The organism is Pseudoalteromonas piscicida (assembly GCF_002744175.1).
Lineage (GTDB): Bacteria > Pseudomonadota > Gammaproteobacteria > Enterobacterales > Alteromonadaceae > Pseudoalteromonas > Pseudoalteromonas piscicida_B.
In genome coordinates this window covers 1-16406 of record NZ_NKHF01000007.1, presented here as the reverse complement: position 1 = coordinate 16406, position 16406 = coordinate 1, and the positions used below count along the sequence as shown (strand labels likewise).

Sequence of the window (16406 nt, the reverse complement as noted above, 5' to 3'; positions counted from 1 at the left end):
GTGGTTACGTGGTTGGCAATGTAAGGAATTTGAACAATGAAATGGCTAATACAACTACGGCTTAGAATGATGATGCTATTTTGCATTACGTTAGCGCTTGCATCTTGTTTGCAGAAAAAAAGTATTGCAGATAATCACACGATTATGCCAAACCAGCTGGAAATGATAGAGGCTGTGGTGAAGGAGTATTGTGATGCGAATGTTTTCTTTGGCACGATTTATATCACTTCAGTAGATAAGGTGGTGTATCAGTCCAACTGCGGGCCACAGAATATGCAGTATGATGTTGATAACAGCGTAAAGTCTAAATATCGCATAGGTTCAAACACTAAGGCATTTTCGGCGGCTATTTTGATGAAGATGCTTGCAGGAAGAGATCTTAGACAAGAAACGATTGGTGATCATTTACCTTGGTATCCCGATAACCAGTGTGCGGATGTGTCGCTACATCATTTACTTACCATGTCGTCGGGGATCAATAATTACAGTGACAACGAAGCCGTATATGACAACTACGGTTGGCGCCCCTATCTATATAACTCAAGTCTAGATCTAAACGGCCCCGAAGACTTTAGTAATCGCTTTTGTACCTGCGGTGCTGAGGCAGGGCAGAGCGGTGCACCGTCATTTACTCCTGGTAGCAAGTATGAATATAGCAACTGTAACTACTATCTTATAGGTAATATCATTGAGCAATTAGCGGCCGGAAAACAAGGAAATATTGGCCGAGAATATTGGTTTGCCAATATTGTTCAAGAGCAAATTCTAAACCCCCTTAACATGACGGACAGTGGCTCGTATAGCGCGATAGGTGTGTATTCCAATATGACCACAGGTTACATCTACAACCAAAACCAGTATTTATCCCTTGCTAATGGTCGTCCACCAGCAACTGGCGGGCCTGCACCCTATGAAGATATTTTGGTCAACCCTTACAGTAACCCGCTGGTGCTTTACTCAGCCGGAGATTTGTATTCGACCGTAGAAGATATGCACAAATGGGATCAGGGCTTGTATGGCACTCAGATTTTAAATGATGCACAAAAGCTTGCGGCCTTTGCACCATATTCCAATACCGGCAGTAGCACAGAATGTGAATATTATGGCTATGGCTGGTTTGTGACTTATGTTGACCCGAACCAGTACGGTAAGGTTGCCAACTGCCCCGAAACCCCAGCGGATACTAACCTTAGAATGTATGAAAAGTTTTTACAGTATTCAGGAAGTTATCCTTATTCATGGGTTACCAGCTTCACTCGATTGCTCGAGCGCGACCAAAGCATCATGGTATTTAGTAATTATGTGAAAGAAGGGATTGAGTCTGATTGCATCGCGAAGGAGATCCGAAACATTATCTTCTATAGTGATAAACACCGTACCGAACAATGTCAGCAAGACTTAAATCAGGCATAAGTCGGTAAGGATGATATTGAGCTGATATTTCAGCTTGGTTTAACAAAATTTATGGAACGCCAGCAGTAGGTGGCAACGTTTCGCTCAGCTGTATTTGTGACACTGTGCAAATCCTTGGTTGTTCTCAGGTTTACGGCTTCATTTTTGATGAAGCTAGTAAAGCCGTGGATTAGGCAAGTTCGATTGGTCTAATTGATGGTAAATAGGGCAAGTGCCGTATTGGCACTTGATGGGTTCGACAACTGTTTAAATAAATCATAGAGGATGAATTATGGCAGTGACAAAAACAGCGAAGGATGACAAGGCGAGCGAAGCTCCAGAACAACAGGAATCACAACTTGTTGCTGATGAAGATAGAGCAGCCGTTGCTCAGCTGATTGTCGACAAATACACCAAATGGTCGTTTGGTTCTGGCTTTATTCCAGTACCTGCGGTTGATTTAGTGGCGTTGACAGGGATCCAAATGAAGATGATAGGCGAGATAGCTAAAGTCTATGGTCAATCATATGGAGACAACAAGCTGCGTGGCACAGTAAGCGCATTAATCGGTGGCTCTTTTCCACAAACCTTAGGGGGCGCGGGACTAAGCAGCTTTTTGAAGGCGGTTCCTGTCATTGGTACGCTAAGCGCAATCGCATTTATGCCTGTAGTGTCTGCGGCATCAACACACGCAGTAGGCTCTACTTTTGTTCGACACTTTGAAAATGGCGGCACGCTGATAAACCTGAATCTAGCAAGTATGAAAGGGGATATCGCAGAAATCGCAGCTAAGTATCGTGCAAATAAGGGAAATGCAGACGCGTCAGCTACAGCGGATAAAGCCACAGTATAACCGATACTGACTGATATAAACCGGCAGGCAACTGCTGGTTTATTCTTCGCACCGAATTTATCAACAACTTGGAGCAAACCATGCTTATCGCTTTGTATTTAGTGCTATGTATCTTAACAGGGTATTGGGGGCGTAATACCTTTGCCGGACCTGTTGGGTTCTTTTTAATCTCGTTAATGTTTACACCGATTGTTGGCTTGATCATTTTACTAGTTGGACAACGGCGTAAGCCTACAGAGGTGAATGACGAAGAGTAACCCCTTTAACTGCTGGTAAAGCTGGCAGATTTATAAGTATAACCTAATGTTTTAATGAAATATTTATTGGCTTTGAACAGGCGGTTTATGTTTTTAGGGACTATGCTAAGTAGCATGCGCGGGCGGCAGCCCAATAACAATAAAAGATAATAACAATGGTATTATACGAATTAATTCGCCGACATATTCAGATAAAAAAACGGACCTTTATTGCACTAGGGTGTATTTCTGGTTTGGCTAATGCGCTGGTGCTTGCGCTTATCAACAACGTAGCGGCCAACATTTCTGATATAAACAAAGAAAATCACATACTCTATTATTTGGTGCTGTTTTCACTCACCATTGCGATATATGGTTTCACCCAACAGCGTTTAATGACTAAGGCTGCTCAGATGGTAGAGCGCGCCATCGACAAACTCAGAGTGGAATTGTTTGAAAGCATTCGCCACACCGAGTTATCAACACTGGAAAAAATTGGTAAAGAGCGGATCTTTAATACCATCAGTAAAGAGCTACAAACTATCTCTCAGTCGGCACAGCTGTTTGTGATCATAGGTCAGTCCATTAGCTTAGTGTTTTTCACGTCGTTATATATTGCTTGGCATTCATTTGTGGCCTTTATGGTTATCTCAACATTGATTATGGTTGGTGCCAGTATTCATCGCTTACGAGCGAATGAAATACAGCGCAACATGCGGATTTCTTTTGACAGTGAAAACCAGCTGATCCAGCGCTTATCTGACTTGCTAGACGGCTTTAAAGAGGTCAAGCTGAGTGAGCCGAGAGCTGAAGATCTAGAACATGAGTACCGCCGTGATTCGAATCGTGCAAGGCGGGCGAAAACCAAAACCCAGACGCTCTTTGCGACAGACTTTATTTTGTCGCAAATTACGTTTTTTACCGCAACCGGTGCAATGGTTTTTATTGTTCCTATGCTGTCCGATGTTTATACCGATGTGGTGATAAAAGTCACCACGGCATCGTTATTTTTGATCGGTCCAATTACCAGTATTGTTGGTGGGATCCCAGTTTTCACCACCGCAACTGAGGCGGCCCAAAACGTCTTAGCGCTAGAGCGAGACCTTAAGAATGTCGAAGATGAGCAAGAAGTGGTTAGGCCAAAAACCACTGAAAGCTTAACTTCTTTTAACGCGATTACTTTGCAAGGTGCCTTTTATCAGCACCAGAAAAAATCCAGCGATCGCCCTTTTGCTGTAGGCCCTGTTGATGTCACTTTTGAGCAAGGGAAAACCACTTTTATTACCGGGGGAAACGGCAGTGGAAAAACCACCTTTATTCGTATGCTGACCGGCTTGTATGAATTGCAAGGCGGACAAATTTTATTGAATGGTCAACCGATAACAGAAGATAACCGCTTAGCATACCGAAGCTTATTTACCGCTGTTTTTGCTGACTTTCATTTATTTCAGCAACTTTATGGGATCCGCGATTTAAGCGCAGATGAAATTGACGAGTGGTTAGATTTTCTTGAAATGCGCGCCAAAGTCAGTATTCAACAAGGGGCGTTTAGTACTATTGATTTGTCATCTGGACAACGAAAGCGTTTGGCACTGCTGAGTACCATTTTAGAAAATAGACCTATTTACATCTTCGATGAGTGGGCGGCGGATCAAGACCCGATCTTTAGACGAAAATTTTACGAACAAGTGTTACCGCGATTAAAAGCCCGTGGTAATACCATTATCGCCATCACCCACGATGATGCTTACTTCCATTTGGCCGATGTACATCTAAAAATGGAAGAAGGTCAGTTGTTAGCTCACCAAGACAGTGAACGTAATGGAGTACCATCATGAACATTAATATTTCAGGGGATTTTGCCTTACTGGTTATAGGTGGCCTGTTACTGGCGATCATTATATCTAACCTGCTTATGCGGGTGTTAAAACGCTATAAGCCGAAGTGGCACAAACGCATACTGTCTTGGCGATTCCGTGCAGGGATCACTTTGCTTATCTTACTGTTTATTGTAGTCGCCTTAGTTAAAATCATTTTTATCAAGGTAGATTCAGGCGAGGTGGGCGTATTATGGAAGCGAGTTGGCGTGGTACGTTTGTGGAGCACCCTTTTTATGAAGGAACGGTATTGGTTTACCCTTGGGATACGCTAACTATCTACTCTAGCCGTTTCCAAACAGCAACAACACAAGTACATGCTATTACTTCCGAGGGACTTAGGATCCAACTAGATATTACTGTGCGTTATCGCCCTGTGGTGGAGCATATTCCTTATTTGCATAAACTGGTGGGAGCGAACTATCTGGAAGAAATGGTGATCCCTGAGGTTGCGTCAGCTGTGCGGATGATTGTCTCTGACTACACCGCAGAGCAGGTATATGGTCATCAACGCCTAGAAGTACAAGCGCGATTGCTCAATACGGTATTAAAGGAGCTGCAAATCCAAGAAAAAACCATCCTAGAGCAGGAAGAAAACAACATGCAAGGACATAACTTAGTGAATTTGGATGATATGCTGATCCGCCAAGTTGATGTGCCAGACAAAGTGCATAATGCGATTATTGCTAAAGTGAATCAGATGTATCTGAATCAAGAGTATGAAATGCGCTTAGAGGTGGCAAAGAAAGAGGCGGCTAGAAAGAAAACCGAAGCACAAGGGATTGCAGACTTTCAAGAAACGGTCAGTGGCGGGATCTCAGAAACCTATCTTAGATGGCGTGGTATAGAGGCAACCATAGAATTGGCTAAATCTAATAACGCCAAGGTGGTGGTGATAGGCAGTGGTAAAGACGGGCTGCCACTGATTTTAAATACCGAAGGCGGGGCTTCGGCGTTACCTGCGTCGGTTAAAACAGCTGTAACCGACCCGTTAAGCCAAGAGCCGCAAACACCCGAGGCTAGCAAAAAGCCGCAGTAACAAAGACCCCTGTGCTTACTGCTAACCTCATGTGCTATTGTCAGTAAGCTGCCAAGTATGATGACGATGCCAGGCGGCTTACTGAGTGTTATTTCGATAAAGCTCAACTAATCCCTCGTTGAGCATCGTCTTATGGCGGTGATGCAAGCAACGGTAATAGCCATTTATCGAATCATTTGTAACTTTGGATAAAGTCAATTTAGCCGCTCCAAGACAAAGCCCAGCTAGTGACTCCACCTCGATATCAATATATTTATCATCGTGTTGCTGATGTGTAATGCTAAACTCAGAACGTGCAATGGATGTGATTGAGCGAAGCAAATAGCTTTCAAGTTCTGCATGACCATCTTCGCGGATATAAAGGTTAACCAAATAATCATTGGTTACCGCTAGATTTTCATTTTTAGTATAACCAACCCAGTTTCCGGCAAACTCGGATTGACTGATTAGGGGCTGTCGTTTACGTATGTTTTTGATATAGGTATCGAGTATCGCGAGGTTTTCTACTCGGTGGAGTTCATAAGCCTGAACTGTAGGTGTGTCACTGTAGCCGTCAGGGTCTAATTCAGTGACTTTTATCGTATTCCATACCGGATCCAAAAAGGTCCTGAGACTTATCGAATTGTTCTTATCGTCTACCATATTGATATGACAAAAGTACTTGTCACAGTCTATGTCTTTATCGGTGAACTTATAGCTAACAACATTGCTTAGTGTAGATAAAATTGATGCGTGGATAAAACCATGAGGCCCTTGTTTACTGATCCTAAGCGCGGTAACTTCTTTATTTATATGGTTACTTAAGCCAACCCAAATACCGGTTGGCAACTTTGTAGGTTCTCTGTCCTTTACGGTATTAGCCTGTGCTGTAGTGGCATAAGTTACTATATAAAATAAGATTAAAAGTAAACGAGTATGGCGCATATCTTTGTATGATTATGGGTACTTTAATGTAAAGCAGAATATAAAAATATCAGAATTAATGCCACTACTAAAATAATAAACCTAGGCTAAGGCTGCGAAAGTCCTTCTACCATATTGATAATATGACTGAGTTGAGCACCGCTACGGGTCTGATAATCTGCGCCAGTATAGCCCCACCAGTCCCAGCATCCATAAGGGTTGAGGGGAGATAAACTATTTTTTGTTTGTGGGTAGAGGATGACCAAGCGATTATTATCGGCCCATGAGTTGTAGCCAGTGTTTTCTACATATTGTTTATCTAGCGCTTCTTCGTTTTGTTTACAGCCGTGTAGCGCAATATGGACTCGACATGATTCGCCTTGGGCACAACTTTTTGGCACGTATAGATAACCTGTGTCGGCTAAGGTGTTTTCTTGCCCTTCGTTAATAAATTGATTTTGGTCGATCGGATGAATTTTACCTTGAGCTACGACCTTGGGCTTGAGTTCACCGTAGAGGTGAGTTAGCAATTCGCCAGCAGCGTCGTACTGGCAATGGTTAATGTGTGGTTCGGCTGTGGTATTGCAGGTTACGCCGGTGGACTCCGTCGGGAAGCCGTGGCCAGAGTCAATACTATCTATGTAGGTGGGCGTTGCGCCTAAAGCTTGATAAAGATCCGCAGAGGCTTTGGTGATCCACTCTCCCACTCTTGTATCACTTTTACCATGGTAAACCCAGACTGGTTGCGATTTGAGGTTCTCAAGGCTCGCAATCGTACCTTGTTGCTCGGCTTGTTTTGCAATTTGTACAAAGGGGCTAATGTTCAGCTCGCTTTGTGCTGTCATGCACTCAGCTAATGCGATATCGAGGTCGCCTTTGGCGCACCCGTATGGGCCGCCTGCGAGTAGAGCGGCACCAGTTATTTTATCCGAATAAGCAATATGCAGCTGGTGGGCCATATATGCCCCCGAAGATAAACCCGATACAGTAGTTTGAGATAAGTCTAGATTTAGGGTTAACTCAGCTGTAGGAGGCTTTTCAGTACAGCCACTGAGTGCAACGAACAGCGTCCCAAGTCCAATGAGTTTATTTTTATTTTTCACGTTATCACTCCAAATAGGTATTACTATTGAGCCAAAAACTCAGCCAACACATCAGCTTTAGCCTGAACGCCGTAAACGCCATCTAAATGCCCCCAGCTTCCGGGAATTTCGTCATATTGACTGTTTTTTCCCATTTTTTTCAGGAGTTGATGAGGCAGCTTTGCCATGTAGGGCATGAGCAATACATCGTTGCTGGCAGGTAAGAATAGTGTTTTAGCAGTGATTTTTTTCAAGCCATTTTCTAGTTTACCGTCAAAGCCTGCTACAAACAGTTGGCAAGCGCGAACTAAGTACAAGATATGATTTGCGTCTACCATTTTTGCACGGCTAGTTGCTGCTTCTTTTAGCCAATTAACAGCAGAAAAGTCCGCGGTAATATCGTGCATTGGCGCTTCCTCTAGCGGGGAATATTGGCTATTTAATTGATTAAAAATTTTAGGATGCATGGCTTGCTGGGTGATTAACATTAAGCTGTTTCTAATTCCGACGAGGGGAGCTTTAGCATCGTAATAATTACCCTGCGCCCAATTGGGGTCGGCCTTAATAGGAAGTGACCATTGTTCAAGCGCTGCCGTGGTCCATGCATCTGCTTGTGCCATGCCAATAACACTGACCATGCGCTCTACTTTATCAGGGTAGGCGGCAGCCCATTCTATGGCTTGAATTGAGCCCATTGATGGTCCAATAACGGCATAGAGTTTGTCGATCCCAAGACTTTCTAGTAATGCTTTTTGTACATTCACAAAGTCACGCACAGTAACCACTGGAAAATCTAGCCCGTAGGGTTTGTTGGTGTCTGGATTGATGGTGGCAGGGCCGGTGGTGATCACATTGGGCATATGTACACCAGCATTCACCAAAGTATCTGAACTAATAACAAAAAACTTATTTGTATCAATGGCTTTTCCAGGGCCTATGATTTTATCCCAATAACCTGCCTGAGCATCATCGGGTGCGTATTTACCAGCCGCATGAGAGTTTCCAGAAAAGTAGTGAGTAATCAAAATGACATTTGATTTATCCTCGTTGAGTGTGCCGTAACTTTCCCAGCCAACCCTCACTTTTTTGATTGTCTCACCATTAAAAGTGGCAAAATTGTCGGTCTCAAACACCTGCTTTTTTACCAGCATTGTGTTTTCAGGCGTCGCTGCAAAAACGCTACTTGCCAATAAGCTAGCCGCAGCGATAACCCCAAGTATAGAATGAGAGATGCATTTCATTTCGTCAGTTCCTTTAATTACATAACACTGAATAAGCCGATAGCAAGGGCTACACCGGCAAGCGGGATCACGACGGTCAGCGCCGCAACAGCCCAGTAAGCTCGGGCATGTGTTTCCTTACAAATGGCACGAATGGTTGTCACCACGTAGCCATTATGAGGTAAGGAATCTAGCGCACCGGATGAAATAGCAACTACCCTATGTAATTGATCGGGTTGCACACCTTGGTCTAAATAATGTGGTGCCAGTAATGGTAAAGCGATGGCTTGCCCACCAGAGGCAGACCCAGTTAGACCCGCAATCACACTGACCGCAACGGCTGCACCAATTAGCTCGTTGCCAGGTAATTGTGTCATTACCTCGACTGCTACTTGAAATGCTTCGGTTGATTTTGCTACGGCCCCAAAGCCTACCACCGCGGCGGTATTACCAATGGCAATTAAGGCACCCGTTGTGCCATCGCTGACTGCTTTATTAAGATTGTGAAAATAGCGAAAGTTGATCACCGCAATGGTAAGTACACCGGCCAGTAACGCAACGATCAGCGCAGATTGCTGCAAGGCTTCGTGTAAAAAGAACGAACATCCCAGTACTACCAAAAGCGGAATAACACCGGTAATTGGGTTTGGATAGTCTCGCTCAGGTACTTCTGGATCGTCCTCTCGGTGTTCAAAGCGTTCGCCATTGGCAACGGCTTTGCCGATCATTTTCTTTAACCACCAAAAACCAAACGTTGCCATCAATACGGCTACTATCAAGCTGACTTCCCAGCCTGCGTAAGGGGAGGTGCCCAAGTATTTTATTGGGATCCAGTTTTGGATCTCTGGAGAACCGGCAGAAGTCATAGTGAAGGTTACTGAGCCAAACGCCAGTGCAGCGGGAATAAATCGGCGTGGCAGGTCGGCATCTTTAAATAAACTCAGCGCCATAGGATAGACAGAAAAAGCCACAACAAATACGCTCACTCCACCGTAGGTTAGAATGGCACAGGCCAGTACCACCGCCGCTACAGCGTGCTTCATACCCAGCCTATCAACAACCCAGCGAGCCACACTGTCTGCCGCACCGGTGTCTTCCATAAACTTGCCAAACAGCGAGCCCAATAAAAACATAAAAAACCAAGCGGTAATAAAACTAGAAAAGCCTTGCATATAAGCATTTAGAAAGTTGACGTCGGCACTGACAGGGAAGACGGCGATGCCGCTACTAAGGGCGACGCCAAGCGCACAAAGTGGGGCGGTGATAAACAAGCTCCAACCTCTAATGGTGAGATAGATGAGCAGTGCTAAGCCAATTAACAGTCCAAAAAAACTGAGCATAGCTTCTCCTTTATTTTAATAATTGGTGTCGAAACAGTACAGATTCTGAGCCATGGAAGGCAAGTATAGAAATAGTACTATAGTACTATAGTACTATAGTACTGTATGAAAATTTTCCTACCCTAACTAGAGTGTTTAAGGAGTCACGAGCTCACATCAACGGGGACACGAGGAATTAACAATGAACAATAATACCCTGCGTTATAACAAGTCACTGATAACTGCTGCTGTTTCTGCGGCGATTCTCGGGATTAGCACGCCTACACTGGCTGAGGAACAAAGCAGCAACGCTAAGGTGGAAGGCTTAGAGCGAATAGAAGTCACCGCTCGTAAAACGACAGAAAGCTTGCAAGAAGTGCCTGTTACCTTAACGTCGATAGGCGCGCTGGAGTTGGCAGAAAAAGGGATTGAGGTGATCACCGAAATCCAGCAATTTTCACCCAATACCACCTTGCAGACCAGTCGAGCAACGAACTCTACCTTGACTGCTTTTATTCGTGGGGTAGGTCAACAGGATCCATTGTGGGGCTATGAGCCTGGAGTTGGGATCTATATTGATGATGTGTATTTAGCGCGTCCTCAGGGGGCTGTTTTAGACCTATTAGATGTTGAGCGGATCGAGGTGCTACGGGGTCCTCAAGGGACACTTTATGGCAAAAACACCGTAGGTGGTGCGGTAAAATACGTGACTAAGCCGATGTCGGGCGATACACGGGTGACGGCACAAGCAACGGTTGGTAGCTACAATCAAAGAGATTTAAAACTCACCGGTCAAATTCCGTTAGTTGAAGATAAGTTATATCTTGGTTTTGGTTACGCCAATTTAAACCGCGATGGCTTTGGTGAGTTTTTATCGGTGCCTGAAGGTCAAGATAAAGAGAACTACAACAAAGATCTTACCGCTGCTCGTTTAACCTTAGAGTACCGACCGCGCGATGATTTATTTATGCGACTGGCATGGGACAAAACCACTGATGATTCTAACTCTCGTGGTGGCGTGCGCTTGATCGACAGCGATATAGCACCAAGACCAGACAGCATTTATGACTCTTACTCTAGCTTGCCGACTTGGACCAAAGTTGAGCTGTCTGGGCTAAGCTTTACCTTGAACTGGGATGTTAATGACAACTTTTCACTGAAATATGTTGGTTCGACTCGAGACGGTGACTCACCAATCAACATTGATTTTGATAATACTCCAGCAGTTGGTTTTGATGTTCCGGCGTTTTATGACGATGAGTTTAGTAGCCATGAGATCCAAGCTACGTACAGCGGCGATGGTTATACGGTCGTTGGTGGGGTATACGATTATGATTCTACCTCTTGTGGTCGCTTTGATGCATTGCTGTTTGGTGGCGCTGCAACGTTCGAAAATGACGGCTGCAACAACAGTGAAAGCACGGCAGTCTACGTACAAAGCTCCATTGATTTATCCGAAAAATGGTCAATGACAGTTGGTGCCAGATACACGTCAGAGACAAAAACAGCGCTAAACCATAATGGTGTGGTCCTTAGTGCAGAATATCCATCAACTGGCTGGGTGCCAGGTTATACACGCCCTGAAACAGATTCAATTACAGGTTCAGTTGTGCCGCTAGTAATGGGCTCAGATACCAATGGTGATGGGATTTTGGATGCTGGAAAAAGTGCTGATTTTAGTAAGTTCTCGCCTCGTTTAGGGGTGGAGTATCAATACGATGCTGACACTATGCTGTTTGCCAGCTACTCGCAAGGGTTTAAATCCGGCATGTTTAACCCCAGAGCGGCCAAAAACGAGGAAGCCGTTGATCCAGAAGTTGTAGATTCGTTTGAGATTGGGGTTAAAAAGGATTGGGGCAATTCGTTACGAACTAACGTTACTTTATTTGATTTAGACCACAAAGACAGACAGTACATTGTGGTGCTACCAGCAACTGAGGATGCACCTTTAGATCAGCGTTTAGCAAATGCTGCAAGTTCGAGTATTAAAGGGATTGAAGCCGAGCTTAGCTATGTGGCGACCGATAACCTTACGTTAGACCTAGCGCTGGGTTGGTTGGACTCTAGCATTGAGCAAGACCCAAACATTGGCACGCCATTGGTTGGTATTTCTAATACACCTGATTACACCTTAAACCTCGCGGCGAGCTATGTGATGCAAAGCAGCGTTGGTGATTTTGTTTTCAATGCAAATTATTACTACCGTGACGACTATTTGTTATTTGAAGAAGATGACGACCTGCAACAAGAAGGGTACGGCATGGTTAACCTGAGTGTTGCGTGGGAGAGTCCAGAAGGTAATTGGTTTGCCAGCTTACATGCGAAAAACCTAACCGACGAAGAGTACCTCACCGGCGGTTATGACTTTGTTAATTATAACGAGGCCACTGGGTCTTATGAGTCGAATATACCGAACCTAACAGGCGATACTATTCTTGCTGGTTACTACGGCGACCCGACGACTTATCACCTAACCGTGGGTTATCGTTTCTAGTTTCCCCACCATGTAAGTCAACTGGCACTGCGTTTGGGTTGGGTGCCAGCTGACTTCATCTATTGGTTGGTCGCAAGACCAAAGTTTCAATACCTATGGATAGCTCCATTATGAATATTGCCAGTTTACTTGTCCGCTCAGGGAGCTGCTATGCAAATCTAGCTGCAGTCGCCAAAGGCAGTGATACTTTACTTGATTATGCCTCGTTAGCAGCACGCGCTGCGGTGATGGCGAATAACTTGATTAATAAACATGGCTTACGCCAAGGTGACAAAGTTGCGATCATTGCAGCGAATTGTCCTGAGTATGTGGAGTTGTATTTTGCAATCTGGCATGCCGGCCTCGTTGTGGTGCCAGTGAATGCCAAACTCCATCAATCTGAATTCGAATATGTCTTGCAGAACAGTGAGGCTAAGCTTTGTTTTTGTAGTGACAAACTAGCTCCTACTTTGCGCGCTATTCACGGAAATGTTGAGGGCTTACAGCAGATTATTACAATTGCCAGTGACGCTTATTTGTCGCTCTATCAGGGTGAAGGCATGGCAATGATTGATACTGCCAGTGACCAACCCGCTTGGCTGTTTTATACCAGTGGGACAACGGGGCGGCCAAAAGGCGCAATGCAAAGCCATCGTAATTTATTAACCATGACACAATGTTACTTTTCTGATGTTGACGATATTTTCCCCGGCGACTGTGTGTTACACGCCGCACCTATGTCTCATGGCGGTGGCTATTACATCTTACCTCATATTGCCAAAGGGGGAGTGAATGTTGTGCCACAAAGCGGCGGGTTTAATGAGCCTGAAATGCTAGCGCTGATTGCAACACATCAGGGCGTCTCATTTTTTGCCGCTCCAACTATGGTTAAGCGCTTAGTTGAATATGGCGAAGGGCAAGCGCAGCGAGGGGAGCCTGCTGATTTTAGCAAATTAAAAACCATCATTTACGGTGGTGGACCTATGTATCAAGCTGATTTGCATAAAGCACAGCAGCTATTGGGCGACAAGTTAGTCCAGATCTATGGTCAAGGTGAGTGTCCAATGACCATTACCTCACTCAATCGTTATGCTCATGGTGATACCTGTCATCCAGATTATCACGCTAGATTAGCGTCTGTTGGCACTGCCATGACAGGAATTGAAATTAAAATAGTGGATAGTAATGGTCAAGCTGTGCCTTGTAATGAGTCGGGGGAGATTTGGGTGCGTGGCGATGCTGTGATGCTTGGCTATTACAACAATCCCACCGCGACCGCTGAGACCATTGTAGATGGATGGCTCAGGACTGGTGATATGGCTAAGCAAGGTGAAGACGGGTTTATTACGCTAGTCGACCGCTCTAAAGATGTGATCATCAGTGGTGGCACCAATATTTATCCTCGGGAAATTGAAGAAGTGCTGAATCGCCACCCACATATTGTAGAGTCCTCTGTGATTGGCTGCAAAGATCCGCAGTGGGGGGAAGTGGTAGTCGCGGTTGTGGTAAAGCAATCTGGCCACGCTCTCGATGTAGCGTCGCTAGATACATATTGTTTGGAGAACATGGCTAGATTTAAACGGCCAAAGCATTATTACTTTGTCGACCAACTTCCTAAAAATAACACCGGCAAAATTTTAAAAACGCAGTTAAGGCAGCAATTCGGTGACGCGTTAGTCACTGCTCAAAGAGAACCGTTATGTTAGAGCAAAATAAAACAGCCGCAATCATTGGCTGGGGTCATACCCAGTTTGGTAAACACCATGATAAAGATCTCGAATCTTTACTGATCGAAGTAATCACCGAAGCGCTAACACATGCTCAAGTCAGCGGAAGTGAAATTGATGAAGTGGTTTTAGCGCACTTTAACGCCGGATTTAGTGAGCAAGACTTTACCTCTTCTTTAGTGCTGCAACATCCACAGCTACCACGTTTTACACCTGTTACTCGAGTAGAGAATGCGTGTGCTACAGGAACCGCTGCGGTGCATCAAGGAGCCAGAGCGATTGAGTCGGGCCAGGCTAAAACCGTGCTGGTAGTTGGAGTTGAAAAGATGACGCACTTAGCCAATGCGGAAGTAGGGCGGATTTTAGGTCGTGCCAGCTATGTAAAAGAAGAGCAAGATTATGGCAGTTTTGTAGGTGTATTTGCTGAAATCGCGCGTCAATATCAGGCCAAATATGGCGATTGTAGCGAAGCGTTAGCAAAGGTAGCGGTAAAAAATCATCATAACGGCTTGAGCAATCCTCATGCTCACCTGCGCAAAGCGGTTGAGTTACCATTTTGTCAGCATAGCTCACCGGCTAACCCTGTGATTGTTGCCCCATTAAAGCGTTCAGATTGCTCTCCTGTGTCTGATGGAGCCGCAGCCATTGTCCTCAAAGCAGCAGAAGAGTGTACCTCAGCACCAAGAAAGATCCGGTTAATTGCCAGATCTCAAGTGAATGATTATATGCCCATGAGCCGCCGTGATATGTCGCAATTAAGTGGCTGTAAAGAAGCGTGGAAACAAGCGCTAGAAAAGGCGCAACTGAGTATTTGGGATTTAGATCTCATCGAAACCCATGACTGTTTCACCATTGCTGAATTGATGCAATATGAAGCGATGGGACTTGCAGCACCGGGAAAGGGGAAAGAGGCTCTTGATCAAGGCACGGTATACGCTACCGGCAAGTTACCGGTGAATCTGTCTGGCGGTCTTAAATCTAAAGGGCACCCTATTGGGGCGACAGGTGTTTCGATGCATGTAATGGCTGCAAAACAATTAGCCAATGAGGCAGGCGAAATGCAAAAGCCCAACAGCAAACGCGCTGGAGTTTTTAATATGGGCGGCACAGGGGTTGCCAACTACGTCACTATTTTAGAACAAGCATAATCAACGGGATTTAAGGGTTATACAATGACTACAGCAAAACAACTCAGCGGCAAAACGGCGCTGATCACCGGTTCTACCAGTGGGATCGGACTTGCCACAGCACATGTCCTTGCACAGCACGGTGCAAATATAGTTTTACACGGTTTAGTAGCAGATGAAGAAGGCCAAGCAATGGCCAAAGAGTTTGAGTCCAGTTATGGTATTCAAGCTATGTTCAATGGTGCCAATTTAGCACAACCTGAAGCTATATCAGCATTAATGGATAGTGCCATTCGCACCGTGGGAGCGGTCGATATTTTGGTAAATAACGCCGGTATTCAGCACACCGAAACGTTAGAGGCATTCCCAGAAGAAAAGTGGCAGGCGATCATCGCAATAAACTTGTCTGCGGTATTTTTTACCATGCAAAAAGCCATTCCCACCATGAAACAAAAAGGTTGGGGGCGGATCATTAATGTGGCCTCTGTGCATGGCTTAGTCGCTTCATTGAAAAAATCTGCTTACTGCGCAGCAAAACACGGTGTGGTAGGAGTGACAAAAGTAGCAGCTTTAGAGAATGCAGAGTACGGCATCACCGCAAATTCAATTTGCCCCGGCTGGGTTGATACACCGCTAATTTCAGCACAGATTCAAGATTTTGCCGACAAGCAGGGTATTGAATATGCGCAGGCCAAACGCGATTTAGTCACTACTAAGCAAGCCATTCCTGACATGGCGCAACCAAATCAGATCGGTGAATTGATCCTCTTTTTATGCACAGACGCCGCCCGCAATATCTCTGGAGCATCGTTACCTATTGATGGTGCTTGGACCGCACAATGATAAATAAGCCAAGCAATTAAATGGCTTGGCTTACCTTACCTTTTGAGAATATGAACTCATTACTAACTGGCCTATCCGAAAGAGAAAAGTCAGAATTAGATGGTTGCCTCTTTGTAGCGATGGAGCTTATATTCAGGTCATATCTTGCACGCCACTTCAAAGCTTTATAAAGAAATTTGCATGGGGCAAGGCATACTGGTGTAAAACATATTAATCTTGCTGGAAGTATTAACTGTGAAGGATTTGCAAGGAAAAAATGGTGGCCCCACCTGGACTCGAACCAGGGACCTAACGATTATGAGTCGTGCGCTCTAA

General features: G+C 44.9%; 14 protein-coding genes. 10 read left to right on the top strand and 4 right to left on the bottom strand.

What is annotated here, in order from left to right:
* Positions 1 to 36 precede the first annotated feature (36 nt).
* The 6 genes from CEX98_RS01500 to CEX98_RS01485 all read left to right on the top strand — a co-directional run bounded on the left by CEX98_RS01500 (position 37) and on the right by CEX98_RS01485 (position 5397).
* A complete protein-coding gene (locus CEX98_RS01500) occupies positions 37 to 1413 on the top strand; it encodes a serine hydrolase domain-containing protein (protein ID WP_099640377.1) in 1377 nt (458 codons plus the stop codon).
* Between the two features lie 271 nt (positions 1414 to 1684).
* Entirely contained in the window at positions 1685 to 2245 is a 561-nt protein-coding gene (locus tag CEX98_RS01495; protein WP_099640376.1) for a YcjF family protein, read from the top strand.
* A gap of 80 nt (positions 2246 to 2325) precedes the next feature.
* Positions 2326 to 2502 (top strand): hypothetical protein, encoded by a 177-nt coding sequence (locus CEX98_RS22815; protein ID WP_172439704.1) that lies wholly within the window; start codon positions 2326 to 2328, stop codon positions 2500 to 2502.
* A 155-nt stretch (positions 2503 to 2657) separates the two neighbouring features.
* A complete protein-coding gene (locus CEX98_RS01490; protein WP_099640375.1) occupies positions 2658 to 4319 on the top strand; it encodes a cyclic peptide export ABC transporter in 1662 nt (553 codons plus the stop codon).
* Entirely contained in the window at positions 4316 to 4633 is a 318-nt protein-coding gene (locus CEX98_RS23165; protein ID WP_242441591.1) for a hypothetical protein, read from the top strand. The genes CEX98_RS01490 and CEX98_RS23165 overlap by 4 nt, the downstream gene beginning before the upstream one ends.
* Positions 4552 to 5397, top strand: coding sequence for a prohibitin family protein (locus CEX98_RS01485; protein ID WP_242441590.1), 846 nt, complete (start codon positions 4552 to 4554; stop codon positions 5395 to 5397). The genes CEX98_RS23165 and CEX98_RS01485 overlap by 82 nt, the downstream gene beginning before the upstream one ends.
* A gap of 78 nt (positions 5398 to 5475) precedes the next feature.
* On the opposite strand, the gene CEX98_RS01480 is transcribed toward CEX98_RS01485, so the two are convergent.
* The 4 genes from CEX98_RS01480 to CEX98_RS01465 form a co-directional block, all read right to left on the bottom strand.
* Entirely contained in the window at positions 5476 to 6321 is an 846-nt protein-coding gene (locus CEX98_RS01480) for a hypothetical protein (RefSeq protein ID WP_099640374.1), read from the bottom strand.
* Between the two features lie 86 nt (positions 6322 to 6407).
* A complete protein-coding gene (locus CEX98_RS01475) occupies positions 6408 to 7403 on the bottom strand; it encodes an extracellular catalytic domain type 2 short-chain-length polyhydroxyalkanoate depolymerase (protein WP_242441589.1) in 996 nt (331 codons plus the stop codon).
* A gap of 23 nt (positions 7404 to 7426) precedes the next feature.
* Entirely contained in the window at positions 7427 to 8623 is a 1197-nt protein-coding gene (locus CEX98_RS01470; protein ID WP_099640373.1) for an E22 family MetX-like putative esterase, read from the bottom strand.
* A gap of 17 nt (positions 8624 to 8640) precedes the next feature.
* Positions 8641 to 9942 carry a GntP family permease gene (locus CEX98_RS01465; RefSeq protein WP_099640372.1) on the bottom strand — a complete coding sequence of 434 codons (1302 nt, stop codon included), beginning with the start codon at positions 9940 to 9942 and terminating at the stop codon, positions 8641 to 8643.
* Positions 9943 to 10123: 181 nt separating this feature from the next.
* On the opposite strand from CEX98_RS01465, the gene CEX98_RS01460 reads away from it, so the two are divergent.
* From CEX98_RS01460 to CEX98_RS01445, 4 genes are all read left to right on the top strand, one after another.
* The gene (locus CEX98_RS01460) at positions 10124 to 12415 is read left to right on the top strand and encodes a TonB-dependent receptor (protein WP_099640371.1); all 2292 of its coding nucleotides are present in this window, start codon (positions 10124 to 10126) and stop codon (positions 12413 to 12415) included.
* Between the two features lie 110 nt (positions 12416 to 12525).
* Entirely contained in the window at positions 12526 to 14100 is a 1575-nt protein-coding gene (locus CEX98_RS01455) for a class I adenylate-forming enzyme family protein (protein WP_099640370.1), read from the top strand.
* The gene (locus CEX98_RS01450; RefSeq protein ID WP_099640369.1) at positions 14094 to 15269 is read left to right on the top strand and encodes an acetyl-CoA acetyltransferase; all 1176 of its coding nucleotides are present in this window, start codon (positions 14094 to 14096) and stop codon (positions 15267 to 15269) included. Before CEX98_RS01455 ends, CEX98_RS01450 begins: the two co-directional genes overlap by 7 nt.
* 24 nt (positions 15270 to 15293) lie before the next feature.
* On the top strand, positions 15294 to 16091 hold the full coding sequence (locus CEX98_RS01445) for a 3-hydroxybutyrate dehydrogenase (RefSeq protein WP_099640368.1): 798 nt from the start codon (positions 15294 to 15296) through the stop codon (positions 16089 to 16091).
* Positions 16092 to 16406: the final 315 nt, after the last annotated feature.